Source organism: Pseudomonas sp. R4-35-07, assembly GCF_003852235.1.
Lineage (GTDB): Bacteria > Pseudomonadota > Gammaproteobacteria > Pseudomonadales > Pseudomonadaceae > Aquipseudomonas.
On the sequence record NZ_CP027732.1, the window covers coordinates 1,600,403 to 1,625,300 of the forward strand.

At 61.8% G+C, this 24,898-nt stretch carries 26 protein-coding genes; 13 read left to right on the forward strand and 13 right to left on the reverse strand.

Features of this window, described 5'->3' with window-relative positions:
* Positions 1–61 precede the first annotated feature (61 nt).
* Positions 62–646 (reverse strand): nitroreductase family protein, encoded by a 585-nt coding sequence (locus tag C4J89_RS07305; RefSeq protein ID WP_124361765.1) that lies wholly within the window; start codon positions 644–646, stop codon positions 62–64.
* A 153-nt stretch (positions 647–799) separates the two neighbouring features.
* Between C4J89_RS07305 and C4J89_RS07310 the strand changes: the two genes are divergently transcribed.
* Positions 800–1,249, forward strand: a complete 450-nt coding sequence (locus C4J89_RS07310; protein ID WP_049709459.1) for a YcgN family cysteine cluster protein — start codon at positions 800–802, stop codon at positions 1,247–1,249.
* Between the two features lie 13 nt (positions 1,250–1,262).
* Entirely contained in the window at positions 1,263–2,483 is a 1,221-nt protein-coding gene (locus C4J89_RS07315) for a hypothetical protein (RefSeq protein WP_124414108.1), read from the forward strand.
* Positions 2,484–2,627: 144 nt separating this feature from the next.
* On the opposite strand, the gene C4J89_RS07320 is transcribed toward C4J89_RS07315, so the two are convergent.
* The 4 genes from C4J89_RS07320 to C4J89_RS07335 form a co-directional block, all read right to left on the reverse strand.
* Entirely contained in the window at positions 2,628–2,978 is a 351-nt protein-coding gene (locus C4J89_RS07320; RefSeq protein WP_124361767.1) for a DUF2892 domain-containing protein, read from the reverse strand.
* A 67-nt stretch (positions 2,979–3,045) separates the two neighbouring features.
* Complete coding sequence (locus C4J89_RS07325; protein WP_053136646.1) at positions 3,046–3,513, reverse strand: RNA methyltransferase; 468 nt, start codon at positions 3,511–3,513, stop codon at positions 3,046–3,048.
* A 94-nt stretch (positions 3,514–3,607) separates the two neighbouring features.
* On the reverse strand, positions 3,608–3,982 hold the full coding sequence (locus C4J89_RS07330) for a YajD family HNH nuclease (protein WP_124361769.1): 375 nt from the start codon (positions 3,980–3,982) through the stop codon (positions 3,608–3,610).
* Positions 3,983–4,041: 59 nt separating this feature from the next.
* Complete coding sequence (locus C4J89_RS07335; protein WP_058419598.1) at positions 4,042–4,728, reverse strand: spermidine synthase; 687 nt, start codon at positions 4,726–4,728, stop codon at positions 4,042–4,044.
* A 78-nt stretch (positions 4,729–4,806) separates the two neighbouring features.
* Between C4J89_RS07335 and C4J89_RS07340 the strand changes: the two genes are divergently transcribed.
* Positions 4,807–5,085: a hypothetical protein gene (locus C4J89_RS07340; protein WP_124414109.1), complete on the forward strand. Its 279-nt coding sequence runs from the start codon at positions 4,807–4,809 to the stop codon at positions 5,083–5,085.
* Here C4J89_RS07340 and C4J89_RS07345 read toward each other — a convergent pair.
* Both C4J89_RS07345 and C4J89_RS07350 read right to left on the reverse strand, forming a co-directional pair.
* Positions 5,082–5,555: a cyclic nucleotide-binding domain-containing protein gene (locus C4J89_RS07345; protein WP_124361771.1), complete on the reverse strand. Its 474-nt coding sequence runs from the start codon at positions 5,553–5,555 to the stop codon at positions 5,082–5,084. The two genes, C4J89_RS07340 and C4J89_RS07345, sit on opposite strands and share 4 nt — an antisense overlap.
* Before the next feature lie 98 nt (positions 5,556–5,653).
* On the reverse strand, positions 5,654–7,696 hold the full coding sequence (locus C4J89_RS07350; protein ID WP_124414110.1) for a S9 family peptidase: 2,043 nt from the start codon (positions 7,694–7,696) through the stop codon (positions 5,654–5,656).
* Between the two features lie 24 nt (positions 7,697–7,720).
* Here C4J89_RS07350 and C4J89_RS07355 point away from each other — a divergent pair, with 24 nt between their 5' ends.
* From C4J89_RS07355 to C4J89_RS07365, 3 genes are read left to right on the forward strand one after another with little or no spacing between them, the layout of a single operon-like run.
* Positions 7,721–8,248: an MFS transporter gene (locus C4J89_RS07355; protein WP_124361773.1), complete on the forward strand. Its 528-nt coding sequence runs from the start codon at positions 7,721–7,723 to the stop codon at positions 8,246–8,248.
* Between the two features lie 30 nt (positions 8,249–8,278).
* A complete protein-coding gene (locus C4J89_RS07360; protein WP_124361774.1) occupies positions 8,279–9,055 on the forward strand; it encodes a class II glutamine amidotransferase in 777 nt (258 codons plus the stop codon).
* A 10-nt stretch (positions 9,056–9,065) separates the two neighbouring features.
* The gene (locus tag C4J89_RS07365; protein WP_005786113.1) at positions 9,066–9,608 is read left to right on the forward strand and encodes a DUF2937 family protein; all 543 of its coding nucleotides are present in this window, start codon (positions 9,066–9,068) and stop codon (positions 9,606–9,608) included.
* A gap of 107 nt (positions 9,609–9,715) precedes the next feature.
* Here the strand turns inward: C4J89_RS07365 and C4J89_RS07370 are convergent, their stop codons facing one another.
* Positions 9,716–10,630: a LysR family transcriptional regulator gene (locus C4J89_RS07370; RefSeq protein WP_124361775.1), complete on the reverse strand. Its 915-nt coding sequence runs from the start codon at positions 10,628–10,630 to the stop codon at positions 9,716–9,718.
* A 177-nt stretch (positions 10,631–10,807) separates the two neighbouring features.
* Between C4J89_RS07370 and C4J89_RS07375 the strand changes: the two genes are divergently transcribed.
* The 3 genes from C4J89_RS07375 to C4J89_RS07385 are packed head-to-tail and all read left to right on the forward strand — an operon-like array spanning position 10,808 to position 13,151.
* Positions 10,808–11,548, forward strand: coding sequence for a 5-oxoprolinase subunit PxpA (locus C4J89_RS07375; RefSeq protein ID WP_124414111.1), 741 nt, complete (start codon positions 10,808–10,810; stop codon positions 11,546–11,548).
* On the forward strand, positions 11,545–12,249 hold the full coding sequence (gene pxpB / locus C4J89_RS07380; protein WP_124414112.1) for a 5-oxoprolinase subunit PxpB: 705 nt from the start codon (positions 11,545–11,547) through the stop codon (positions 12,247–12,249). Before C4J89_RS07375 ends, pxpB begins: the two co-directional genes overlap by 4 nt.
* Complete coding sequence (locus tag C4J89_RS07385) at positions 12,246–13,151, forward strand: biotin-dependent carboxyltransferase family protein (protein ID WP_124414113.1); 906 nt, start codon at positions 12,246–12,248, stop codon at positions 13,149–13,151. Before pxpB ends, C4J89_RS07385 begins: the two co-directional genes overlap by 4 nt.
* A 123-nt stretch (positions 13,152–13,274) precedes the next feature.
* On the opposite strand, the gene C4J89_RS07390 is transcribed toward C4J89_RS07385, so the two are convergent.
* The 3 genes from C4J89_RS07390 to C4J89_RS07400 form a co-directional block, all read right to left on the reverse strand.
* Positions 13,275–14,453, reverse strand: a complete 1,179-nt coding sequence (locus C4J89_RS07390; protein WP_032892863.1) for a VWA domain-containing protein — start codon at positions 14,451–14,453, stop codon at positions 13,275–13,277.
* Positions 14,453–15,298 carry a MoxR family ATPase gene (locus C4J89_RS07395; RefSeq protein ID WP_124414114.1) on the reverse strand — a complete coding sequence of 282 codons (846 nt, stop codon included), beginning with the start codon at positions 15,296–15,298 and terminating at the stop codon, positions 14,453–14,455. Before C4J89_RS07395 ends, C4J89_RS07390 begins: the two co-directional genes overlap by 1 nt.
* Before the next feature lie 211 nt (positions 15,299–15,509).
* A complete protein-coding gene (locus C4J89_RS07400; RefSeq protein ID WP_124361780.1) occupies positions 15,510–16,586 on the reverse strand; it encodes a DUF748 domain-containing protein in 1,077 nt (358 codons plus the stop codon).
* Positions 16,587–16,712: 126 nt separating this feature from the next.
* Here C4J89_RS07400 and cysK point away from each other — a divergent pair, with 126 nt between their 5' ends.
* Positions 16,713–17,687 carry a cysteine synthase A gene (gene cysK / locus C4J89_RS07405; protein ID WP_124361781.1) on the forward strand — a complete coding sequence of 325 codons (975 nt, stop codon included), beginning with the start codon at positions 16,713–16,715 and terminating at the stop codon, positions 17,685–17,687.
* 139 nt (positions 17,688–17,826) lie between these two features.
* On the forward strand, positions 17,827–18,765 hold the full coding sequence (locus C4J89_RS07410; RefSeq protein WP_124414115.1) for an aspartyl/asparaginyl beta-hydroxylase domain-containing protein: 939 nt from the start codon (positions 17,827–17,829) through the stop codon (positions 18,763–18,765).
* Positions 18,766–18,905: 140 nt separating this feature from the next.
* Here the strand turns inward: C4J89_RS07410 and acnA are convergent, their stop codons facing one another.
* Positions 18,906–21,647 carry an aconitate hydratase AcnA gene (acnA, locus tag C4J89_RS07415; protein ID WP_124414116.1) on the reverse strand — a complete coding sequence of 914 codons (2,742 nt, stop codon included), beginning with the start codon at positions 21,645–21,647 and terminating at the stop codon, positions 18,906–18,908.
* Between the two features lie 191 nt (positions 21,648–21,838).
* Here acnA and rlmM point away from each other — a divergent pair, with 191 nt between their 5' ends.
* Both rlmM and tusA read left to right on the forward strand, forming a co-directional pair.
* Positions 21,839–22,915, forward strand: a complete 1,077-nt coding sequence (gene rlmM, locus C4J89_RS07420) for a 23S rRNA (cytidine(2498)-2'-O)-methyltransferase RlmM (RefSeq protein WP_124361784.1) — start codon at positions 21,839–21,841, stop codon at positions 22,913–22,915.
* A 126-nt stretch (positions 22,916–23,041) separates the two neighbouring features.
* Positions 23,042–23,287, forward strand: coding sequence for a sulfurtransferase TusA (tusA, locus tag C4J89_RS07425; protein ID WP_122772979.1), 246 nt, complete (start codon positions 23,042–23,044; stop codon positions 23,285–23,287).
* A 107-nt stretch (positions 23,288–23,394) separates the two neighbouring features.
* Here tusA and C4J89_RS07430 read toward each other — a convergent pair whose 3' ends face one another.
* Positions 23,395–24,798 carry an MATE family efflux transporter gene (locus C4J89_RS07430; protein ID WP_124406596.1) on the reverse strand — a complete coding sequence of 468 codons (1,404 nt, stop codon included), beginning with the start codon at positions 24,796–24,798 and terminating at the stop codon, positions 23,395–23,397.
* Between the last annotated feature and the right edge of the window lie 100 nt (positions 24,799–24,898).

Sequence of the window (24,898 nt, forward strand, 5' to 3'; positions counted from 1 at the left end):
GGCCAGTCAGTACATTAGCCGGCTGACACTCCGCCATCGGGGGCAAGCCCCCTCCCACATTTCAGAGACTGAAATCACCCTCCGAAACAAGCTCGCTCAGCGGCTTGCGCGGGCTCGGCGCCTCACGCCCTTGCAGGTACTCCGGCAGGCTCGATTTATCCCCCAGCTTGCCGATGGCCACGGCGGCATGCAGTGCATACCCTTCTGGAATCTTCAGCTCTTTGCGGGTCAGCTCCTGATCGAAGCCGGCCATGCCGTGGGTGTGCCAGCCGCTCAGGCTGGCTTGCAGGGCCAGGTGACCCCAGGCGGCACCGGTGTCGAAGGTGTGCCACAAGGCCGGGGTTTCTTCCTTGGCACCGGGAGCGATGAAGTCGGTTTTCGAGGCGATGATCACCAGCGCCGACGCATGCTGCGCCCAGCCCTGGTTGAATTCATTGAGCAGGCCCAGGAAACGCTGCCAATCCGGCGTGTCACGACGGGCATAGAGAAAACGCCATGGCTGCGAGTTGTACGCCGAAGGGGCCCAACGCGCCGCCTCGAAGAAGCTCAGCAGGGTTTCCTGGGGAATGCTCTCGCCGGTAAAGGCGCGCGGCGACCAGCGGTCGATAAACTGGGGGTGGATCGGGTAGTCGGCAACACGGGTCATAAGCAGTTCCTGATCGTCGATTCGGCGCTCAAAACTACTGCGCCGCTACTAGACTGACAAGTGTTGTTACACCGCCAGTCGACAGCGCTTGGCCCCAGGGGGCTTGGGCACTAGACTGGCGGCCTTTTCACCTACCGATACTGATGCAGAGCCATGGCCGCCAAAGTCGAACCTTTCTGGATACGCAAAACCCTCGAACACCTCGACCAGGAGGAATGGGAGTCGTTGTGCGACGGCTGTGGCCTGTGCTGCCTGCAAAAGCTTGAGGATGAAGACGACAACAGCGTCTATTACACCCGCATCGCCTGCAAACTGCTGGACCTGAAAACCTGCCAGTGCACCGACTATCCCAACCGTCGCGCGTCGGTGCCCGACTGCATCCAGCTCACACCCGGCCAGGCCGACCAGTTCAAATGGCTGCCGCCCACCTGCGGCTATCGCCTGGTCAGCGAGCGCAAGGATTTGCCGCTGTGGCACCACCTGGTCTGCGGCGACCGCGACGCCGTGCACCAGGAACGCATTTCCCAGTCCGGGCGCATGCTCAGCGAAGGCAGCGTGCCAGAGGACGACTGGGAGGATTACCTGATCTTCCGCGCAGGTTGAACGAGGAATGTGTATGAGGGTGGGATTCAAGCTGGCGACCTCTGCGCTGTTGCTGGCGCTGAGCATGCCGGCGTGGTGCGCGAAGAAAGTCGACCTGGATTACCACGTCAAACTCCTGCCCCAGAGCGATCAGGCCGAGGTGCGCGTGAGCCTGTCCCAGGGTTCCGCCGTGCGCAGCCTGGATTTTGACCTGGGCCAGGACGGTGACTACAGCGACTTCAAGGCCGATGGGCAATGGAAAGTCACTGGTCATCGCGGTCATTGGCAACCCGGCGCCGACAAGGCCAGCCTGACCTACCGCGTACGCCTCACCCACGCGCGCAAGCCGGGCAGCTATGAAACGCGGATGACGCCAGGCTGGGCGCTGTTTCGTGGCGATGACCTGGTGCCCGCCGCACGGCTGGACCAGCAGGACGGGGTGGAGTTGGTCGCGCGGCTGATGTTCGAACTGCCGCCGGGTTGGAAAAGCGTCGAGACCGCTTGGCCGCGTATCGGCAAGAACCGGTTCCGCATCGACAACGTATCCCGCCTGTTCGACCGCCCCACCGGCTGGATGCTCGCCGGTAACCTGGGCAGCCGCCGCATGCGCCTGGGGGAAACCGAGGTCACCGTGACCTCGCCCAAGGGCCAGGGCATGCGGCGTATGGATGTGCTGACGCTGCTGACTTTCGTGTGGCCGCAGGTGGAAGCCGCGTTCCCGCGCCACCCGGCCAAATTGCTGGTGGTGGGCGCCAGCGATCCGATGCGCCGTGGCGCAGTTTCGGCGCATGATTCGATCTACCTCAATAGCCGCACCCCGCTGGTCAGCGAAGACGGCAGCAGCCCGTTGATCCGCGAAGTGGTGCAGGCCATCGCCCGCTTCAATGACCACGACAGCAGTGACTGGATCAGCGAAGGCCTGGCCGGCTACTACGCCATTGAACTGGTACGCCGCGCCGGGGGCATCACCGATGAGCGGTATCAAGCGATACAGGCGCGCTTGGCGAAGGAGGGCAAGGACGTGACGCGCCTGCGTGGTGAGCATGTCAGCGGCGCGACGGTGTCACGGGCCGTGGTGGTGTTGCAGGAGCTGGACCGAGAGATCCGCGTGAAAACCCATAACAAGCGCTCGCTGGATGATCTGGCACAGGCGGTGATGCGGGCCGGTAGCATTACGACACCGGAGTTCGTGCAGTTGGCCGAGCGCATCATTGGTGAGTCGTCGGTGGTACTCGACAGCAAGTTATTACGCTGAGCCACAGCCCTGCACAAAGCAAAATGTGGGAGGGGGCTTGCCCCCGATAGCGGTGGTTCAGTCATTGGATGCGGTGACTGACACTCTGCTATCGGGAGCAAGCCCCCTCCCACATTTGAATCTCCAGCAGATCTATAGCCGGGATCAGCCAGTGGTTTTAACGGCCTTTTCAGCCGCCACTTCAGCCTTGGTTTTCAAGTTCTGCAGCTCCGCGCCAGCGCGCTCGATCTTCGTGCGTACGCTGTTCATTTCCTGGCGGCCTTGCTCCAGCTTGTCCTTGAGCGAACTGTGCCCGGTGAAACCCCGAGCCAGCGCCACGCCACCAATCGCCACCTGGATCAGCCCGAAGAGCCCGCCACGGCGCAGGCCTTTGCCTACCATCATCACGCCACCGGCCACTGAGCCGATGCGCTCCCAGCCGTGCACGTTCTGTGTACGCGGGGCTTCAGGCTGCTGATGTTCGATGAAAGGTCGCAGGGTTTTGCTGTCGCTCATGGTCTGTCTCCTACAAAGGCAAGTGTAAGTAGCTGACTGTTCTCGAGGGCCGGATGTTCCCGATATTTCAGTACTTGGGGCCCGAGCGGGTGTTGTTGCCCTTGGCCAGGCGGTCGTAGAGCACCACGTTGACGGTGGCGGCAAGGTTCATGCAGCCGGTGGTCGGAATATAGACGACGTCTTCGCACCAGTCGCGAATGTCTTTATCCAGCGAGCCGTCTTCCGGGCCGAAGATATACAGCGCGCGGTCTGGGTGGGTGTATTCGGGCAGCGGGCGGGCGCCTTCCACCAGTTCCACGGCGACGGGGATACAGCCCAGGGGCAGGATCTTCTTCAGGTCATCGATGCCGATCAGCGGAATGTCGTGGTGAACCTTCTTGGTGTCGGTGATGAAGTCCCGCGCGCGCTCGTAACGCACGCCGGTATAGAACACCGAAGCCACGCCGTAGCAGCCGGCGGCGCGCATCACCGAGCCGACGTTTTCAGGGGATTTGGGGTTGTACAGACCGATGCAGCTGTAGCGTTTATTGCCCACGGGGGTGCCTTTAAAAAGGCAGCATTATAGCGGCAAGCTGCAAGCTGCAAGTAAAAGCAGGCGGCTTTTTCTTGCAGCTTGCAGCTTGTAGCTTTCAACTGCCTTTCTTCATCAACCCCGCCAACGCCGCAAACGGGTTGTGCGTGGCCTTGGCAATCGTCGGGCTGCTGGTGGAGCCTTCGCCGAAGTACTGCTGGTCGGTATAGCGCGAATGCTCGTTGTCGTGGCAGTACAGGCAGAGCAATTCCCAGTTGGAGCCGTCCTGGGGGTTGTCGTCATGATTGTGGTTGCGGTGGTGCACGGTCAGTTCACTCAGGCGCTTGCCGGCAAACTCACGGGCGCAGCGGCCGCACACGTGGGGGTACATTTTCAGGGCTTTGTCGCGGTAGCCCATTTCCCGGTCGCGCTGGGCGTCGGCGAGGATGCGGTCCAGCTTGGCGGTATGGGAGGGCGGATTGGTCGAGCTCATCATGGCTCCTGGCTATTGGGTGGTCACGGACAGGTTGATTCTAGCTAATCACAGCGCAATTAGCCCTTGAGCTTTTCCGCAATCCAGATGGTATGCCGCGTGCCCTTGTTGCCGTGGGCAAACACCTGCACTTCCTCGGCCTTGAAACCGGCCTTGCGCAGTTTGTCGCTGAACAGTTTGTCGGCGCTGGCTGACCACACCGCCAGCACGCCCTTGGGGCGCAGCGCCTTGGCGCAGGCGGCCAGGCCGCCGGCAGAATACAGCCAGCTGTTGGCCTTCTGCGTGAGGCCTTCAGGGCCATTATCGACGTCGAGCATGATCGCATCAAAGCCCTGGGGCTCGGCCTGCAACACCTTGGCCACGTCTTCCAGGCGGATTACCGTGCGCGGGTCAAGCAAAGGGCGGCCGGACTTTTCGCCCAGCGGCCCACGGTTCCACTCCACCACCCCCGGCACCAATTCCGCCACCACCACTTCGGCGCTCTTGCCCAAGTGCTTGAGCGCCGAGGCGAGGGTGAACCCCATGCCCAGGCCGCCGATCAGCACCCGTGAGCCGGGACGCCCGGCGACCTTGCGGCACGGAATTTCCGCCAGGGCGTCTTCGGAGCCGTGCATGCGCGTGTTCATCAACTGGCCACCGTCACCGCCCTGGATCTTGATGACAAAATCCTCGCCGTATTCGAACAGGCACAAGGCACCGCCGTTGTCGGGGATCGGAGTGGTGTCCAGCAGAACGAAACGTTTCATGGAAATCTCATTGGGAAGGGCATTCTTGCGCGGTTGGGAGTAGCCTTACGACATTCCGGTCAGGCCATGGAGCCATCGATGAAGTGCAGCATTCTAACGGTCATTGTGCTTGGCGCGCTCACATTGGGTGCGGCGCAGGCGCAGGAGTCGCAAACCGTACCGGTCGCCCCCGCACCCACCCCCGGCGCGCCGGGCACGCCAACGCCCACGTTGTACCCGCAGGTCACGCCGCCCGTCGTGCCCAAGACCAACGGCTCGCCGCCCCTGGCACCCATCGTGCTGCCGGCGCCGCCCAAGGACCAGACCGTGCCGGGCCTGCAGCAGAACGACAGCAAGCCGAAGACGCCTGGCGGTTAAAACTGTTGCGCCAGTAATTGCCCGTCAGCCATGCGCAAACGCTTGGACAGGGCGATGGCAATCGCGCGGATGATCTTGGCCGCTACCCTGGGCGCTTCGTTGAGCATTTTCTCCAGGGCGTCCTTGCCCAGGTTCAGCAGCACACAGTCGGTGGCCGCCATGCAGCTGGCCGAGCGCCGTTCGCCGTCGAGTACCGCCATTTCGCCAAAGGCCCGGCCGCTGCGCAGGGTGGCAATGGTCAGGCGTTGGCCCGCGTGGTTGGTTTTCTGCACCGCCACCTGGCCGCTGTGGAGGATGCACATGAAGGTGCCGGCATCGCCCTCGAGGAAAATCACCTCATCCTGGGCAATGCTGCTGATATTGAAGTAGCCCGCGGCGATATGAAAATCTTCCGGTAGCAGCGGGTCGAACAGGCCGCAGTCCATCAGCATGTCGCGGATTTCTTGATTGAGCAGGGTGGGTTCTGACATAACTGCAATCTTGGTCCATCAATTCGGTAGGCGGTCCTGTGTTCAGACGGGACCGCCTTGCACTAAGTTCTTAAAACAGTGTTCTTAAAACAGTGTTCTTAAATCAGTTCCAGCGCCTTGAACACAAACGCGTATTCGAGCGCTACGTCACGTAATCCCTGGTAACGGCCACTCATGCCACCGTGACCGGCACCCAGCTCGGTCTTGAGCAGCAGCAGGTTGTTGTCGGTCTTGGTGTCGCGCAATTTGGCCACCCACTTGGCCGCTTCCCAGTACTGCACGCGGCTGTCGTTGTAACCGGCGATCACCAGCAGGTGCGGGTAGGCCTGGGCCCGCACGTTTTCGTAAGGCGCATACGCCTTGATGCGCGCATACACTTCGGGCTGCTGCGGGTTGCCCCATTCGTCGTATTCGGTGACGGTCAGCGGCAGGTCCGGGTCGAGCATGGTGTTGAGCACATCGACAAACGGCACTTCGGCGATCGCCGCCTGGAACAGTTCCGGGCGCTGGTTGAGCACGGCACCGATCAACAGGCCGCCGGCGCTGCCGCCGCTGATCGCCAGTTGCCTGGCGGTAGTCAGGCCCTGGGCGATGAGGTGTTCGGCGCAGGCGATGAAATCGCTGAACGTGTTCTGCTTGTGTTCCTGCTTGCCGTTGCGATACCAGGCTTCACCCAGTTCGCCGCCGCCGCGCACATGCGCGATGGCAAACGCCACGCCACGGTCGAGCAGGCTCAGGCGTGCGTGGGAGAACCACGGGTCGAGGCTTTGGCCGTAAGCGCCGTAGCCATACAGGTACAACGGCGTCGGCTTGCCGAGCTGGTCACGCTTGACCACCAGGCTGATCGGCACCTGGGTGCCGTCGGCGGACGTGGCCCACAGGCGCTGGCTGACGTAGTCGTCGGCATTGAATGCGCCGAGTACCGGGGTTTGCTTGAGCACTTGTTGAGCGCCGCTGGCCAGTTCCAACTGGCGCACCTGGGCCGGGCGGTTCAGGGCTTCATAGCGCAGGCGGACCTTGTCGCTGATAAATTCCAGACTGTCCTGTACGTAGAGGCTGTAAGCCGCGTCAGGCAATTCCACGCGATAGGCCGGCACGCCCTCGGGGTGCACTTCGATCACTGGCAGGCCACCGATGCGCAGGCTCAAGGTCATGGCGCTGGCATTCAGGCTGATGCCGTCCAGCATCACCTCGTCGCTGTGGGGAATCAGGTTCTGCCAGTCGGCTTCGGTGGGCACCGTGCCGGTGTCGGCGGCAACGAACAGCGCGTAATTGATGCCGTCGCGGTTGCTGCGGATAAACCAGGTCCACTGGCCGTTCAACTGGCCGTGGTCGACATCGTATTCATGGTCTTCTACCCGTGGCGCCAGGCAGGTGAAACCCAGGTGCGGCTGGTCGGCGTCCAGTGCCCAGATTTCGCTGGTGGTCTTGCTGCCCAGGGCCAGCAGCAACTGGCGCTCGGAGCTGGAACGGTAGCAATGCAGGAAGAAACGTCCGTCGGGTTCGTGGAACACTTCCTGCGCCGCCGTGCCGTCCAGGCGGTAGCGGTAGAGTTTGTGCGGGCGATGGGTGTCGTCCAGTTCGCCAAAGAACAGCGTGAGGCTGTCGTTGGCCCAGATCATGCTGCCGTCGCAATTGTCGAACGCCAGTTCGCTGACCTTGTCGGTAGCCAACTCCTTCACGAACAGGGTGTAGATCTCTTCACCACTGGTGTCGAGGCTGTAGGCCAGGCGCTGATGGTCGGGGCTGATGCTGAACGCGCCGAGGGAGAAAAACCCGCCATTGGCCAGCTCGTTCGGGTCCAGCAGCAATTCTTCGCTGCGCTCATCCACTTGGTTGCTGTCATCGGCCGGGCGGCGGCAGCGGTAGTGACGCGCGTATTCGTCACCGGCGGTGGTGCGGGTGTAGTACAGATACGGACCCCAGGGGGAGGGCAGGGACAAGTCGGTTTCCAGGATACGGCCCTTGATCTCTTCGAACAGGCTCTCGCGCAGCGCCTGCTGGTCGGCGAGCTGCGCCTCTTGCCAGGCGTTTTCGGCCTTGAGGTAATCGAGGACGTCGCGGCTGTCACGCTCCTGCAACCAGGCGTACGGGTCTGGGCCTGGGGCCTTGCGGGCAATCGGTGCGGTCGAAATAGGCATGGATAATTCTCTATCGGGCGGACGGTGGCCGGCATTGCAGCCGCGACACGCAAAAGCCGTTATCATAGCCGCCTCTTTGCCAGCCTTGCCATGGACACCATGACCGAGAACGACTATCTGACCGCTTGGGGCCTTTACGCCTTCGCCGCTTTGGGCTGCCTGTTAGTGTGGTGGCGCATGACCCGCTGGATGTGGCGCTGGCTGCGTGAGCCTTTGCAGTTACTGATGGCGGTGCTGTTGCTCAGCCCCACCATCGTCGACCCGATCAAGACCCAGTTCGCGCCGGCCGTGGCGATCACCGCCCTGGACCTGGTGCTCAAGGTCGGCAATAACGCCTGGCGCGCCATCTCCGACCTGTTCATGTACACCATGATCGTGTTCGGGCTGTACATCGTGTTCGTGCTGATTCGCTGGCCCATCGAGCGCGCCGCCAACGCCCGCCGCGAGCGCAAGGCCGCCACGGATGCCGCATTGGCCGCCGAGCCGGAAGAAGACGAACCGTTCCATCGCCCGGCGCCCGTCGGTGGCATGCGGGTCGAACCGCGCCTTTAACGTTGTCCGCCCTGCAGCGAGAGCCCTGGCATGTGTGAATTATTGGGCATGAGTGCCAACGTCCCCACCGATATCGTGTTCAGTTTCACCGGGCTGATGCAGCGGGGCGGGCGTACCGGCCCGCACCGCGACGGTTGGGGCATCGCCTTCTACGAAGGCCGTGGCCTGCGCCTGTTCCAGGACCCGGCCGCGAGCAGCGAGTCGGAAGTCGCGTTGCTGGTGCAGCGTTATCCCATCAAGAGCGAAGTGGTGATCGGCCATATCCGCCAGGCCAATGTGGGCAAGGTGAGCCTGGCCAATACCCACCCGTTCGTGCGCGAACTGTGGGGGCGCAACTGGTGTTTTGCGCACAATGGCCAACTGGCCGATTTCACCCCCCGTGCCACCTTCTACCGACCGGTCGGCGACACCGACAGCGAAGCGGCATTCTGCGACCTGCTCAACCGCGTGCGCGAAGCCTTCCCCGAGCCGGTGGACATCGAGCACATGCTGCCGGACCTGATCGCCGCCTGTGCCGAATACCGTAGCAAGGGCGTGTTCAACTGCCTGCTCAGCGATGGCGACTGGCTGTTTTGCTACTGTTCGACCAAGCTGGCGCAGATCACCCGGCGCGCCCCGTTTGGCCCGGCCCGCTTGAAAGATGTCGACGTGATTGTCGATTTCCAGGCCGAAACCACTCCCAATGACGTGGTAACGGTGATCGCCACCGAACCTCTGACCGACAACGAAAACTGGACCCGCTACGAACCGGGCCAATGGAGCCTGTGGCGACGCGGTGAATGCGTCAGCCAGGGCGTTACCGAATAAGGAATCGACGATGTTGCTCAGTTATCTGCGGTTGGTGCTGTTTGCCATTGGCTTGTTGGTCGGTGTGCAAGTGCCGGGCTTCATCAACGATTACGCCAAGCGCGTCGAAGCCCACCTGATCGAGGCCCAGACAGGCCTGCGCGGGTTCGAGTCCACCGCGCAGCAGTTCTTCAACGGTGACATGCAAGCTTTGGTGGCGCATTACCGTGCCAGTGACGATCCGGTGTTCCAGAGCGACGCGAGCAGCCTGGGCGCGATGCTCGACCGGCAGCTTGAGTTGGACAAGCAATTCCAGGCCATGCAAGGCCCCTGGTACATCCGCGCCCTGCAAGTGGCGGTGGCCGCCGATCCAGATATTCGCCTGGAAACCTGGAATGGCTACAGCTACCAGATATTGCTCACGCCCGAAGCCATGGGCTGGGGCCTGGGCGGGGCGATGCTGTTGTCGTTCGGTATCGAATGCCTGTATCGCCTGATCGATTGGGTGGTGCTGGGCGGCCGGCGCCTGCGCCAGAGCCGGCCGATCGAAGAGCGGGATCTCAAGGGCCTCTAAAATGTGGGAGGGGGCTTGCTCCCGATAGCGGTGTGTCAGTCAGCCTATGTTTGGCTGACCCACCGCAATCGGGAGCAAGCCCCCTCCCACATGTGTATCCGGTTTAGTCAGTTGCTCAGCACCATCCGCTCTTCGCCGACCTCTTCGGCGTAGCGAGCAACGACCTTCTGGCACAACCCCACAATCTCCTCCACCAATTCCACTCCGACCCGCCACGACACCACCACCTGCAGGTTCGGCAGTTGCTGCGCCATCGGCAGCATCACCAATTCCCCCCGTGCCAGCTCTTCGCTGACCAGCACCGGCGGCAGTGCGCCAATGCCAAAGCCATCGCGCAGTAAACGGGTGATGGCCGATACCGAGTTGACGCAATTCATGCGCGGCGCGGCCACGCCGTTGGCCTGCATCAAGCTCAACACATCCTGATGGGGGCAGGAGTTTTTCGAGTAGGTGATGATACGTTCCTGGGCCAATTCGGCGAGGGAGGCGTAGTCGCGATTATAGATCGACTGGCTGGCGACGATCCACGCCATAGGGTGGCTGCCCAGTTCCAGGCTGCGCACGCTTTCCAGGCGCAACAGGTCAGTTTGCAGGATCAGGTCCAGGAAGCCTTTTTGCAGCTGATCGCTTAAGTTCAATGCAGTATCGGCGACCAATTCGATTTCTACCCGCGGGAACAGGCTCATCAACTCAGCGACCAACGGGCTGAGCCAGGTGTGGATGACAGTGTCCATCGCGCCGATCCGAATCCGTCCGACCTTGCTGCTGGTGGTTTCCAGGGACTGCTTCAAGCCCTGCATGGTCACCATCATCTGCTCGGCATAATCGAGCACCTTCAAACCTTCCGGGGTCAGGCTTACGCCACGCGAATCGCGCAGGAACAGCTTCACCCCCAACTCGCTTTCGAGCACGGCAATGCGGCTGGAAATCGACGCCTGGGTGGTGAACAGCTTTTCGGCGGTCAGCCGGAAACTCTTGAGCTTGGCCACCCAGACGAAGGTTTCGAGGAACTTCAAATTCATGGGATCAACTTTTTCTTATGCTTGGATCGGTTTTTATTAGTTGGACGCCGCACCGGGCCAGCGCCAAAAATCGAGTCGTTCCACGATAAGCGTCGTTGGGGTTCAGGACAACATCGTTGCGAGATGTTGGTAAAAGATCCCACACTACAAAAAAACAAAGCCTACAGGAGCGACCCCGTGAGCCGCCTGCTATTGAATTGCGACATCGGCGAAAGCTTTGGCAACTGGACGATGGGTCTGGACGCTGAAGTCATGCCGTTCATCGATTGCGCCAACGTGGCCTGCGGCTTCCATGCCGGCGACCCGAGCATCATGCGCAAGACCGTCAGCCTGGCGATCAAGCACGCCGTGCAAGTGGGCGCACACCCGGCCTATCAGGACCTGCAAGGCTTCGGCCGGCGCTCCATGAACTACACGCCCCAGGAAATCCAGGACCTGCTGCACTACCAGATCGGTGCGCTGGATGGGATCTGCCGGGCACAAGGGGGGCGCGTCAGTTACGTGAAACCCCATGGCGCGATGTACAACGACATGATGGCCAACCCCGCCCAGCTGCGCGCGGTGATCCAGGCCGTGGCCGCTTACGGCGACCTGCCACTGATGTTGCTGGCCACGCGCGACAACAGCGCGGCCCAGGCCGTGGGCGATGAATACGGCGTGACACTGTGGTTCGAAGCCTTCGCCGACCGCGCCTATGACAGCCAGGGCCATCTGGTTTCCCGCCAATTGCCGGGCGCGGTGCACCATGATGCCGAGACCATCGTCAATCAGGCGGTGACTATTTCCCGAGGTGAGGCCCTGAGCGCCAGCGATGGCAGCGCCTTGGTCTTGCAGGCCCACACGTTGTGCGTCCACGGTGATAACGCCAGCTCGGTGGCTGCGGTGCAGCGTATCCGCCAGGCGTTGAAACCAGCATGAAGCCACGGATTGAAGTGGTGGCCATCGACTGCCTGATGGTGCGGCTGTTCGATGTGATTGCCGAAGCCAACATGCCGTGGATGCTCGCCGCCACCCAGCGGTTGCGCAGCGGGTTCGGCGGTGCCTTGGTCGACCTGGTGCCGTCCTACACCACTTTGATGGTGCATTACGACCTCGCCACGCTGGCCCCGGCCGAGGCGCGGGCGTTGATCGACCAGTCGCTGACCGACCTGCAGCCCCTGGCCCAGGGCGGCGGCCGCTGCCATGTGCTGCCGGTGTGGTACGACCTGAGCGTCGGCCCGGAACTGGCCTTGCTGGCGCAGCGCAGTGGGCTTGCGGTGGCTGAAGTGATCCGTCGCCACAGCACTCACCTTTATCAAGTGTTCGCCCTCGGTTTCGCCCCCGGTTTTGCCTTTATGGGGCTGGTGGATGAAGTCCTCGCCACACCGCGCCTCAGCACCCCGCGCAAACGCGTGTCGGCCGGCAGCGTGGGGATTGCCGAGCGGCAAACCGCCGCCTATCCGGTGGTGTCCCCTGGTGGCTGGAACCTGATCGGGCGCACCCCGGCCAAACTGTTCGACCGCGAGCGCGATGGCTACAGCCTGATGCAGCCGGGCGACACGGTGCGCTTCGAGGCGGTCAGCCACGCGGAGTTCGTCAATCTGGGCGGCGATGACACGCCCTTGGAGGCACAGGCATGAGCCGCTTGTTGATCGAAGCCAGCACGCCGCTGTGCCTGTTGCAGGATGCCGGGCGTTTCGGCGTGCGCCACCTGGGCGTGACCCAGGGCGGTGCGCTGGATTGGGTGTCGATGTCGTGGGCCAATTGGCTGCTGGGCAATGCGCTGGATGCGCCCGTGGTGGAAATCACCCTGGGCGGCTTTACCGTGCAGGCCGAGGACTACTGCCTGCTGGCCTTGGCCGGTGCCGACCTTGGCGCCTTTATCGACGAGCGCGCCATCAGCCCAGGGCGCAGTTTTATCCTGCAAAAAGGCCAGCGCTTGCGCTTTACCCAGCCGTTCAAGGGCGCACGGGCTTACCTGGCGGCGCCGGGCGGGTTCGATGCGCTGCAGGTGCTGGGCAGCTGTGCAACGGTGGTGCGTGAGGAACTGGGCGGCGTCGACGGTTTGGGCAAGGCATTGGTCGAAGGCGGGCGCTTGGCTTATTCCGGTACAGGGGGCGCGATGAAGGTGCTGGCCAACCCGGATTTGCAATCCGGTGCCTCACTGGACGTAATCGTCGGCGCCCAAATAGGCCAGTTCAGCGGGCAGAGTTTATTCGACGCGTTCAACACCGAATGGGCGCTGGACAGCCGCGCCGACCGCATGGGCATGCGCTTGCTCGGCACGCCGCTGCACTATCAGGGGCCGTCGTTGATTTCCGAAGGCATTCCGTTGGGCGCGATCCAGGTGCCGCCGGATGGGCAGCCGATTGTGTTGCTCAATGATCGGCAGACTATCGGCGGTTATCCACGGTTGGGTGCGCTGACGCCTTTATCCTTGGCACGCCTTGCGCAGTGTCTGCCGGGCGAGAAAGTACGCATGGCGCCGGTAGTGCAGGAAACGGCGCATCGGCAGCACATCGAATATCTGCGCCGATTCTAAAAAATGTGGGAGGGGGCTTGCTCCCGATTGCGGTGGTTCAGTCACTGATGTATTGACTGACACACTGCAATCGGGAGCAAGCCCCCTCCCACATTTGATCTCCTACAGGGCTTGGGTCTTCATTCACTTGGAGAGAAAACGCATACCTTCTTCCAACCCGCGCAACGTCAGCGGGTACATCTGGTCCTCCACCAACTCGCGCACGATCCCCGTCGACGCCGTATAACCCCAGGTATCCTTGGGATACGGGTTTATCCAGATCAGCTTCTTGTACTTGGCCATGAACCGTTGCATCCATACATATCCAGGCTCCTCGTTCCAGTGTTCGACGCTGCCGCCGGCCTGGGTAATTTCATAGGGCGCCATGGACGCATCGCCGATAAAGATCACTTTGTAGTCCGCGCCGTACTTGTGCAGCAGGTCCTGGGTGGAGGTGCGCTCCGAGGTGCGGCGCTGGTTGTTCTTCCACACCGACTCGTACACGAAGTTATGAAAGTAGAAGTACTCCAGGTGCTTGAACTCGGTCTTGCAGGCAGAGAACAGCTCTTCGCAGATCTTCACATGGGCGTCCATCGAGCCGCCGATATCGAACAGCAGCAACAGCTTGATGGTGTTGCGTCGTTCGGGGCGCATCTGGATATTCAACAGCCCGGCGTCGCGCGCGGTGTGGTCGATGGTGCCATCGATGTCCAGCTCTTCCGCCGCGCCCTGGCGGGCAAACTTGCGCAGGCGGCGCAGGGCGATCTTGATGTTGCGAGTGCCGAGTTCCACCTGATCGTCGAGATTCTTGTACTCGCGCTGGTCCCACACCTTCACCGCCTTGCCCTGACGCTTGCCCGCGTCACCCACGCGAATGCCTTCCGGGTTGTAGCCGCCGGAACCGAAGGGGCTGGTGCCGCCGGTGCCGATCCACTTGTTGCCGCCCGCGTGGCGTTCTTTCTGTTCTTCCAGGCGTTTCTTGAATTCCTCGATCAGCTTGTCGAGGCCGCCTAGTGACTGGATCTGCGCGCGTTCTTCATCGCTCAGCGAGCGCTCGAACTCCTTGCGCAGCCACTCTTCGGGGATCAGCGCCTGCAGGTGATCGTCGAGTTTTTCCAGGCCGTTGAAGTAGGCGCCGAAAGCCCGGTCGAACTTGTCGAAATGCCGTTCATCCTTGACCAGGATCGCCCGCGCCAGGTAGTAGAACTCGTCCATGTCGGCGAAGGTCACGCGTTGTTTCAGCGCGTTGATCAGGTCGAGCAGCTCGCGCACCGACACCGGTACCTTGGCGGCCCGCATTTCATTGAACAGGTTGAGCAACATCAGCGATTACCGCGACGGCTCATGAACGCCAGACGCTCCAGCAATTGTACGTCCTGCTCGTTCTTCACCAAGGCGCCTGCCAGCGGCGGGATGGCCTTGGTCGGGTCGCGCTCGCGCAGCACGGCTTCGCCGATATTGTCGGCCATCAGCAGCTTGAGCCAGTCCACCAGCTCGGAGGTGGAAGGTTTTTTCTTCAAACCGGGCACCTTGCGCACGTCGAAGAACACGTCCAGCGCTTCGCTGACCAGGTCTTTCTTGATGTCCGGGTAGTGCACGTCGACGATTTTTTGCAGGGTGGTGCGGTCGGGGAAGGCGATGTAATGGAAGAAGCAGCGGCGCAGGAACGCGTCCGGCAGCTCTTTTTCGTTGTTGGAGGTAATGATGATGATCGGGCGTTTCTTGGCCTTGATGGTCTCGTCGATTTCGTAGACGTAGAACTCCATCTTGTCGAGCTCTTGCAACAGGTCGTTGGGGAACTCGATGTCGGCCTTGTCGATTTCGTCGATCAGTAGGATCACCCGCTCCTCGGACTCGAAGGCTTCCCAGAGCTTGCCCTTTTTCAGGTAGTTGCGCACGTCGTGCACCTTGTCCACACCCAGTTGCGAGTCGCGCAGACGGCTGACCGCGTCGTACTCGTAGAGGCCCTGGTGGGCCTTGGTGGTGGACTTGATGTGCCAGGTGATCAATCTGGCGCCAAAGGACTCGGCCAGTTGCTCGGCGAGCATGGTCTTGCCGGTACCCGGTTCGCCCTTGACCAGCAGCGGACGCTTCAGGGTGATGGCGGCGTTGACGGCCAGTTTCAGGTCATCGGTAGCCACATAGGCCTGGGTGCCTTCGAACTTCATCGGTCATTCCTCGAATTCATCAATGCCCGACTATACCGCGCAGCCCCGGCGACTGTGAACGCAGACGGGCTATTCAGTCTCTGAATGGCCGGTCACGTCAGTCCGGTCAACGCAGTCAATGTGGGAGGGGGCTTGCCCCCGATAGCAGTGGTTCAGTCACCGATGTATAGACTGACACACCGCCATCGGGAGCAAGCCCCCTCCCACAGTTTTAATCGGCGCTGGGCTTGGGTTGTTCATAGCGCGCGTTGAACGCCTGGATGAACCCGTTGCGCAGAATCGCGATCACCGCGGAAAACGCACTGACGTTTTGTTGATGCACGCTGCCGCTCAGCTCCACGCGGGTGGCGAACTGGTTTTTGCGCTGGTTCTTCAACACCGTCTCGCTGGCGCCAACCACAGCCTCCCAGATCGAGCGGAAGATGTTCTTGTCTTTGTTTTCCACGTCCTGCTGCCAGTCGAACACCTCGACATCGCGCAGCAGCGGCTTGATATAACCGCTCAGTTGGCCTTTTTCGGCCTGGGCTTCGATCACCACGTCGCCGGTGCCGGCCTTGAAGTCGAACTTGCCATAGGCCGAGGCGAAGTCATTCATGCGCTTGAGTTGCAGGTCGCGGGCGCGCAAGCGAAATTCGAACTCTTCGAAATCGCTCAGCGGGTCAAAGGTGGCGTTGGCTTCCAGGGGCGCCTGGTCTTGCAACAGCGCCTTGCCCTCGAAACGCGCATCGCGCTTGCCTTTGACGTCCACCACGTTGGTCAGGTTGTAGAAACTGGCGTTGACCCCGGTGGCGTTGAGGTTGACCTTGGGCGTGGAGCTGAAGTTATGAAACGAGATCTTGCCGTCTTCGATGCGCACTTCGTTGAGGGTGATCGGCAGCAGCTTGCGCAGTTGTTCCTGCCAGTCGGTGCCTTTACCGGTCTGGGAGGCCTGCTTGTTGGCGCCACCGTCGACGAAATTGACCTCGGGGCGTACGAAATGCCCTTCGGCCACCACCGCATGGTCGTACCACAGCGAATGCCAGCTTACTGCGAACTCGATGAGCGGCGCCTTGATGAACGGCACCGGTACCTTACCGTCCACCTTGACGATCTGCAGACCGTTGATCCGGTAGGCGCCGCGCCATAAAGCCAGGTCCACATCGGCAATTTCGCCACGGTAGTCGCCCATATTGGCGAGCCTTTCATTCAGGTAGTTGCGCACCAGGTAAGGCAGCGCGATGTGCACGGCAACCAGTACCAGCACCAGCCCGGCGAGGGTCCAGAGCGGCCAGCTGTAACGACGTTTCATGGGGCAGTCCTCCTTGCTCGTAGGTGATGGACTGTTGCAAGGGGCGCAACGTTCCTCCGACTGGACGCCTAGGGGCACGAGGCATACCCTTGGGACCTTTCTGGACATTGCCAAATAGGATCCGTCATGAGCCGCATCTTTGCAGACAACGCGCACTCCATCGGTAATACGCCCCTGGTGCAGATCAACCGCATCGCACCGCGCGGGGTCACCATCCTGGCCAAGATCGAAGGGCGCAACCCAGGCTACTCGGTGAAGTGCCGCATTGGCGCCAACATGATCTGGGACGCGGAAAGCAGCGGCAAACTCAAGCCGGGCATGACCATTGTCGAGCCCACCTCCGGCAATACCGGGATCGGCCTGGCGTTCGTGGCGGCGGCACGCGGCTACAAACTGCTGCTGACCATGCCCGCGTCCATGAGCATCGAGCGTCGTAAAGTGCTCAAAGCCCTCGGCGCCGAGCTGGTGCTGACCGAACCGGCCAAGGGCATGAAAGGCGCGATTGAAAAAGCCGCAGAAATTGTCGCCGCCGACCCTGGCACCTACTTTATGCCGGGCCAGTTCGAAAACCCGGCAAACCCAGCCATCCACGAGAAAACCACCGGCCCGGAAATCTGGAACGACACCGACGGCGCCGTGGACGTGCTGGTGGCGGGCGTGGGCACGGGCGGCACCCTCACCGGTGTGTCGCGCTATATCAAGCACACGGCGGGCAAGCCGATTCTGTCAGTGGCAGTGGAGCCGCTCGTGTCGCCGGTGATCACCCAGGCGCTGGCCGGCGAAGAGATCAAGCCCAGCCCGCACAAGATCCAGGGCATTGGCGCCGGTTTCGTGCCGAAAAACCTCGACCTGTCGATGGTCGACCGCGTGGAGTTGGTCACCGACGAAGAATCCAAGGCCATGGCCCTGCGCTTGATGCAGGAAGAAGGCATTTTGTGCGGCATCTCCTGCGGCGCGGCCATGGCGGCGGCGGTGCGCCTGGCCGAGAAGCCGGAAATGCAGGGCAAGACCATCGTGGTGATCCTGCCGGACTCCGGTGAGCGCTACCTGTCGAGCATGTTGTTCAGCGATTTGTTTACCGAGCAGGAAAACCAGGCTTGAGCTCCTACACCACAGGGCGACGGCGTGTTGATTCAGGTCAGCCGGTTGGCCAAGGCCTTCTGCATAATGGCCCAAATGTTTATCATGGCCGGCTGTTACGTCTGCTGTTGGCCAGGCGCTTATTTCCAGGAGTTGCTGCATGACCTTTTCTTTGGCCGCCAAACTGTCGGTGTTGCTGCTGTTTATCGGCAGCACGCTGTACGTGCACCTGCGCGGCAAGGCCCGTTTGCCGATGTTGCGCCAGTTCGTCAACCATTCGGCGCTGTTCGCCCCGTATAACGCCTTGATGTACCTTTTTTCCGCGGTACCGTCCAAGCCCTACCTGGACCGCAGCAAGTTCCCGGAACTGGACGTGCTCAAGGACAACTGGGAAGTGATCCGCGAAGAGGCCATGCACCTGTTCGACGAGGGCTACATCCGCGCCGCCGAAAAGAACAACGATGCCGGTTTCGGCTCGTTCTTCAAGAAAGGCTGGAAGCGCTTCTACCTCAAGTGGTACGACAAACCCCTGCCATCGGCCGAGGCCTTGTGCCCGAAAACCGTGGCGCTGGTCAGCAGTATCCCCAACGTCAAGGGCGCGATGTTTGCGTTGTTGCCGGGCGGCAGCCACCTGAACCCGCACCGCGACCCGTTCGCCGGCTCCCTGCGCTATCACCTGGGGCTGTCCACGCCGAACTCCGACGACTGCCGCATCTTCGTCGACGGCCAGGTCTACGCCTGGCGCGACGGTGAAGACGTGATGTTCGACGAAACTTATGTGCACTGGGTCAAGAACGAAACCGATCAAACCCGTGTGATCCTGTTCTGCGACATCGAACGCCCGCTGAGCAACCGCCTGATGACCCGCGTCAACCGTTGGGTCAGCAAGCAGCTGGGGCGTGCTACCGCGCCGCAGAACCTCGACGACGAACGCGTGGGTGGGATCAACCAGGCGTATGCCTGGAGCAAGACCTTCAGTGACAAGTTCAGCGGCCAGGTCAAGCAGTGGAAGCGCAAGCATCCCAAGGCCTACCGCGTTGCGCGGCCGGTGCTGGCGGTGATTGTGCTGGTATTGCTGTGGAAGTGGTTGTTCGGCTGAGTTCGGTTCTACCAGCTTGAAATGCAATCAAAATGTGGGAGGGGGCTTGCCCCCGATAGCAGAGTGTCAGTCAGCACATTTACAGCTGACCCACCGCTATCGGGGGCAAGCCCCCTCCCACATTTGATCTCCACCGGCCTTTAGCTGGCGATCAACTGGCGCAATACGTAGTGCAGGATACCGCCCGACTTGAAGTATTCCACTTCGTTAAGCGTATCGATCCGGCACAGCACCTCGATCTTTTCGCTGCTGCCATCTTCCCGGGTAATCACCAACGTCAGGTTCATCCGGGGTTCGATCTCGGCATTCGTCAGCCCGAGGATATCGATCTTCTCCTTGCCGGTGAGCTTGAGCGACTTGCGGTTCTGGTCCAGCTTGAACTGCAACGGCAGCACGCCCATGCCCACCAGGTTGGAGCGGTGGATTCGCTCGAAGCTTTCCGCGATCACCGCCTTGACGCCCAGCAGGTTGGTGCCCTTTGCCGCCCAGTCGCGGCTCGAGCCGGTGCCATATTCTTGGCCGGCGATCACCACCAATGGCGTGCCCGATGCCTGGTATTTCATCGCAGCATCGTAGATCGCCATTCTCTCGCCGGTCGGGATATACAGCGTATTGCCACCTTCTTCGCCGCCGAGCATTTCATTGCGGATCCGGATATTGGCAAAGGTGCCGCGCATCATCACTTCATGGTTGCCCCGGCGTGAGCCGTAGGAGTTGAAGTCCCGTGGTTCCACGCCTTGCTCGCGCAGGTAGTGGCCGGCCGGGCTGTCGGTCTTGATGTTGCCGGCAGGGGAGATGTGGTCGGTGGTCACCGAGTCGCCGAGCAGGGCCAGCACGTTGGCGCCCTTGATGTCTTCGATCACCGGCAGCGGCCCGGCGATATCGTCGAAGAACGGCGGATGCTGGATATAGGTGGAATCCTTCTGCCACACATAAGTCGCCGCCTGCGGCACCTCAATCGCTTGCCATTGTGCGTCGCCGGCAAATACCTCGGCGTATTCCTTGTGGAACATGCCCGTGCTGACCTGAGCCACCGCGTCGGCGATCTCCTGGCTGCTGGGCCAGATGTCCTTGAGGTAAACCGGGTTGCCCTGCTGGTCGTTACCCAGGGGCTCGCTGCTGATGTCGATACGCACCGTACCCGCCAACGCGTAAGCCACCACCAAGGGCGGCGAGGCCAGCCAGTTGGTTTTCACCAGTGGGTGCACGCGGCCTTCGAAGTTGCGGTTGCCGGACAACACCGAGGCGACGGTAAGGTCGGCTTGCTGGATGGCTTTTTCGATCGGCTCGGGCAGCGGCCCGGAATTGCCGATGCAGGTTGTGCAGCCGTAGCCCACCAGGTCGAAACCGAGCGTGTCCAGGTAGTGGGTGAGGCCGGCCGCCTTGTAATAGTCGGTAACCACTTTCGAACCCGGCGCCAGGGAGGTCTTGACCCATGGCTTGCGCGTCAGGCCTTTTTCCACGGCCTTCTTCGCCACCAGCCCGGCCGCCATCATCACGCTGGGGTTGGAGGTGTTGGTGCAGGAGGTGATGGCCGCGATCACCACGGCACCGTTTTTCAGGCGATAGGTGGTGCCTTCGTATTCATAATCGGCTTCGCCCACCAGGTCGGCATTGCCCACGGCGACGCCGCCACCGCCTTCGCTTTCCAGGCGGCCTTCTTCCTTGCTGGTGGGTTTGAATTGCAGGTCGAGGAAATCACTGAACGCCTGGCCGACATTGGGCAAGGCGACACGGTCCTGCGGGCGTTTCGGCCCGGCGAGGCTGGCTTCGACGCTGCCCATGTCCAGGGCCAGGGTGTCGGTGAAGATCGGCTCCTGGCCGGCGTTGCGCCACAGGCCCTGGGCCTTGGTGTAGGCCTCGACCAGCTTGACAGTTTCCGTCGGGCGACCGGACAGGCGCAGGTAGTCCAGCGTTACCTCGTCGACCGGGAAAAAGCCGCAGGTAGCACCGTATTCAGGCGCCATGTTGGCAATGGTGGCGCGGTCGGCGAGGGGCAAATCGGCCAGGCCATCGCCATAGAACTCGACGAACTTACCGACCACGCCTTTTTTGCGCAGCATCTGGGTCACGGTCAGCACCAGGTCGGTGGCGGTGATGCCTTCTTTCAATTTGCCGGTGAGCTTGAAGCCGATCACTTCCGGGATCAGCATCGACACCGGCTGACCGAGCATCGCCGCTTCCGCTTCGATCCCGCCCACGCCCCAGCCGAGCACGCCAAGGCCGTTGATCATGGTGGTGTGGGAGTCGGTGCCCACCAGGGTATCGGGGAAGGCGTAGGTGCGGCCGTCTTCATCTTTGGTCCACACGGTGCGGCCGAGGTATTCCAGGTTGACCTGGTGGCAGATGCCGGTGCCCGGCGGCACCACGCTGAAGTTGTCAAAGGCGCTCTGGCCCCAGCGCAGGAAGGCGTAACGTTCACCGTTGCGCTGCATTTCGATGTCGACGTTTTGCTCAAAGGCGTCGGCGTTGCCGAATTTGTCGACCATCACCGAGTGGTCGATCACCAGGTCGACCGGCGACAGCGGGTTGATGCGCTGCGGGTCGCCCCCGGCCTTGGCCACGGCGGCGCGCATGGCGGCCAAGTCGACCACGGCGGGCACGCCAGTGAAGTCCTGCATCAGGACGCGGGCGGGGCGGTACTGGATCTCACGGTCGGACCGGCGTTCCTTGAGCCAGGCGGCGATGGCCTTGAGGTCGTTGCCGGTGACGGTCTTGGCGTCCTCCCAGCGCAGCAGGTTTTCCAGCAGCACTTTGAGCGACATCGGCAGCTTGTCCAGGTCACCCAGGCTCTTGGCGGCTTCGGGCAGGCTGAAGTAGTGGTAGGTCTTGCTGTCTATTTGCAGGGTCTTAAGGGTTCTCAGGCTATCAAGGGATGACATTACATGACTCCTTTTGATCCGCACGGCCACGGACCTGACGGGACGAACAGAGCGTTCAACTTAGCGCGATTTTCATTAGCAGGCTAATAACTGGACTCTATGCTTAAGTCCAAGGTTCCGAACTCGGCTATCATGCGCGCGTTTTCATGACAGGTATTGCGATAGAGCAATCCCGTTGCCAGGAGATTCAATTGAACACCCTTTTTATGCACTGCCGCCCGGGTTTTGAAGGCGAAGTCTGTTCCGAGATCGCGGAGCACGCCGCGCGCCTGAACGTTTCCGGCTACGCCAAGGCCAAGACCGGCAGCGCTTGCGCCGAATTTGTCTGCACTGAAGAAGACGGCGCGCAACGCCTGATGCACGGCCAGCGCTTCGCCGAGCTGATCTTCCCCAGGCAATGGGCGCGCGGGGTATTCATCGACCTGCCGGAAACCGATCGCATCAGCGTGATCCTCGCCCACCTGCGTGAATTCCCAGTGTGCGGCAGCCTGTGGCTGGAGATGGTCGATACCAACGACGGCAAGGAACTGTCGAATTTCTGCAAGAAATTCGAGGTGCACCTGCGCAAAGCCTTGCTGAACGCCGGCAGGCTGGTGGACGACCCGAGCAAGCCGCGCCTGCTGCTGACGTTCAAGAGCGGTCGCGAGGTGTTCATGGGCCTGGCCGAGTCGAACAATTCAGCGATGTGGCCGATGGGTATCCCGCGTTTGAAGTTCCCGCGTGAAGCCCCAAGCCGCTCGACCTTGAAGCTGGAAGAGGCCTGGCACCACTTCATTCCTCGCGAGCAGTGGGACGAACGCCTGCATGGCGACATGACCGGTGTCGACCTCGGTGCGGCCCCCGGCGGCTGGACGTGGCAGCTGGTCAACCGGGGCATGCTGGTGACCGCCATTGACAACGGCCCCATGGCCGAAAGCCTGATGGACACCGGCCTGGTGCAGCATTTGATGGCCGATGGCTTTACCTTCGTGCCCAAGCAGCCGGTGGACTGGATGGTCTGCGATATTGTCGAGAAGCCGGCGCGCAACGCGGCATTGCTGGAAACCTGGATCGGCGAGGGGTATTGCCGCGAGGCGGTGGTCAACCTCAAGCTGCCGATGAAGCAGCGGTATGCCGAAGTGAAGCGTCTGCTGGAGCGCATCGAAGACGGCTTCAAGGCACGCGGCATTCGGGTGGAGATTGGCTGCAAGCAGCTGTACCACGACCGCGAAGAAGTGACGTGCCACTTGCGTCGACTTGTGGACGTAAAGAAACCCAAGAGACGCTGATACCCAATGTGGGAGCTGGCTTGCCTGCGATAGCGGTATAACTGTCGAAATTTATGTTGAATGTGCCCCCGTCATCGGGGGCAAGCCGCCTCCCACAGAAGGTTGGGTTGGTTTTAGGAGTGAAGTATGAGTCTTGAACTGCCCGTAGACGGCACCCTCGACGCCACCGGCCTCAATTGCCCGGAGCCGGTGATGATGCTGCACCAGCACATCCGCGACCTGCCTGCGGGCGGCCTGCTCAAGGTGATCGCGACCGACCCGTCGACCCGCCGCGATATTCCCAAATTCTGCGTGTTCCTCGACCATGAGCTGGTGGATCAGCAGGAGCAGGCCGGTACGTACCTTTACTGGATCCGCAAGAAAGCCGATTGACCGCCGAACCCTTGTAGGAGCGAGCTTGCTCGCGAAAAACGCTAACGATCAAGCAGCGCTTCTGGTTTAACGCGGCGCTCTCAGGTTTTTCGCGAGCAAGCTCGCTCCTACAGGGCGCGCGTGAGCGCCTTGTCAGCGTGGATGCGTCGGCGTGCACTGCGCGCCAGGCGCACCAGCAACATGCCTGCCGCGCAGCTCAAGCCGACGATCAGGCCTTGCCACAAGCCGCTTGGGCCACTGGGTTCGCCCAACCAGTCGGTCAGCCCCAGGGCGTAACCGACCGGCAAGCCCACGCCCCAGTAGGCGAACAGGGTCAGCAGCATGGTGACCCGGGTGTCCTGATAGCCGCGCAGCGCGCCGGCAGCGGTCACCTGGATCGAGTCGGAAAACTGGAACAACGCCGAAAACACGATCAGCATCGATGCCAGGTGGATGACCACCGGGTCGGGGGTGTAGATCGCCGCAATCTGTTCGCGAAACACCAGCATCAGGCTACAGGACAGGCAGGCATAGGCCAGCGCGGTGCCCATGCCAACGCCGGCGGCGAAGCGGGCTTCACGCGGTTCGCCACGGCCCAGGGCCTGGCCGACGCGCACGGTGACGGCCATGCTCAGGGAGTAGGGGATCATGAACACCAGGGAACTGACATTCAGCGCGATCTGATGGCCGGACACCACGGTAGCCCCCAGGCTGCCCAGCAGCAGGGCGATCACCGCGAAGATGCTCGACTCGGCAAAGATCGCCACGCCAATCGGCAGGCCGATCCCCAGTACACGCTTGATCACCGCCCATTGCGGCCAGTCGAAGCGCTTGAACAATTCGCTGCTCTGATACGCCGGGCCCCAGCGGGTCCACCCGGCCAGGCCGAGCATCATCACCCACATCGCAATCGCCGTGGCCCAGCCGCAGCCTACGCCGCCCATGGCCGGCAGGCCGAGATGGCCGTAGATGAAGATGTAGTTCAGCGGAATGTTCAGTGCCAACCCGCACAAGCCCATGACCATGCTCGGCCGCGTACGGCCCATGCCGTCGCTGAAGCAGCGGAACACGTAATACAGCGCAATGGCCGGCATGCCGGCGGCGATGCCATGCAGGTAGCCCATGGACGGCTCGATCAGGGCCGGCTCGACCTTCATCGCATGCAGCACCGGCTCGGCGCACAGCAACAGCAGCGCACCCGCGATGCCGACCACCACGGCCAGCCACAGAGACTGGCGCACCAATGGCCCGATTTCGCTGTACTTGCCTGCGCCGTAGCGCTGCGCGACTTTCGGCGTGGTGGCCAGCAGGGTGCCAGTCATCAACAGGTAGACCGGGATCCAGATCGAGTTACCCAGGCCAACCGCCGCCAGGTCTTGGGGGCTGACACGTCCGGCCATCACCGCATCGACAAAGCTCATCGCGGTGGTTGCCAGTTGGCCGATGATGATCGGCAGGGCCAGCGTCAGCAGGTCGCGCACTTCCCGACTGATGCGGGCGGGGCGGGTGAGGGTAGCGGTGGCAGTGTTCACGTACAGGTGTCCAATAAAAAGGCAGTCGCAAGGACGGCGGATTCTACGCTTTGACGCAACGGTCAGGAAAAAACCTGTGTTGGGGATTTGTAAACATTCG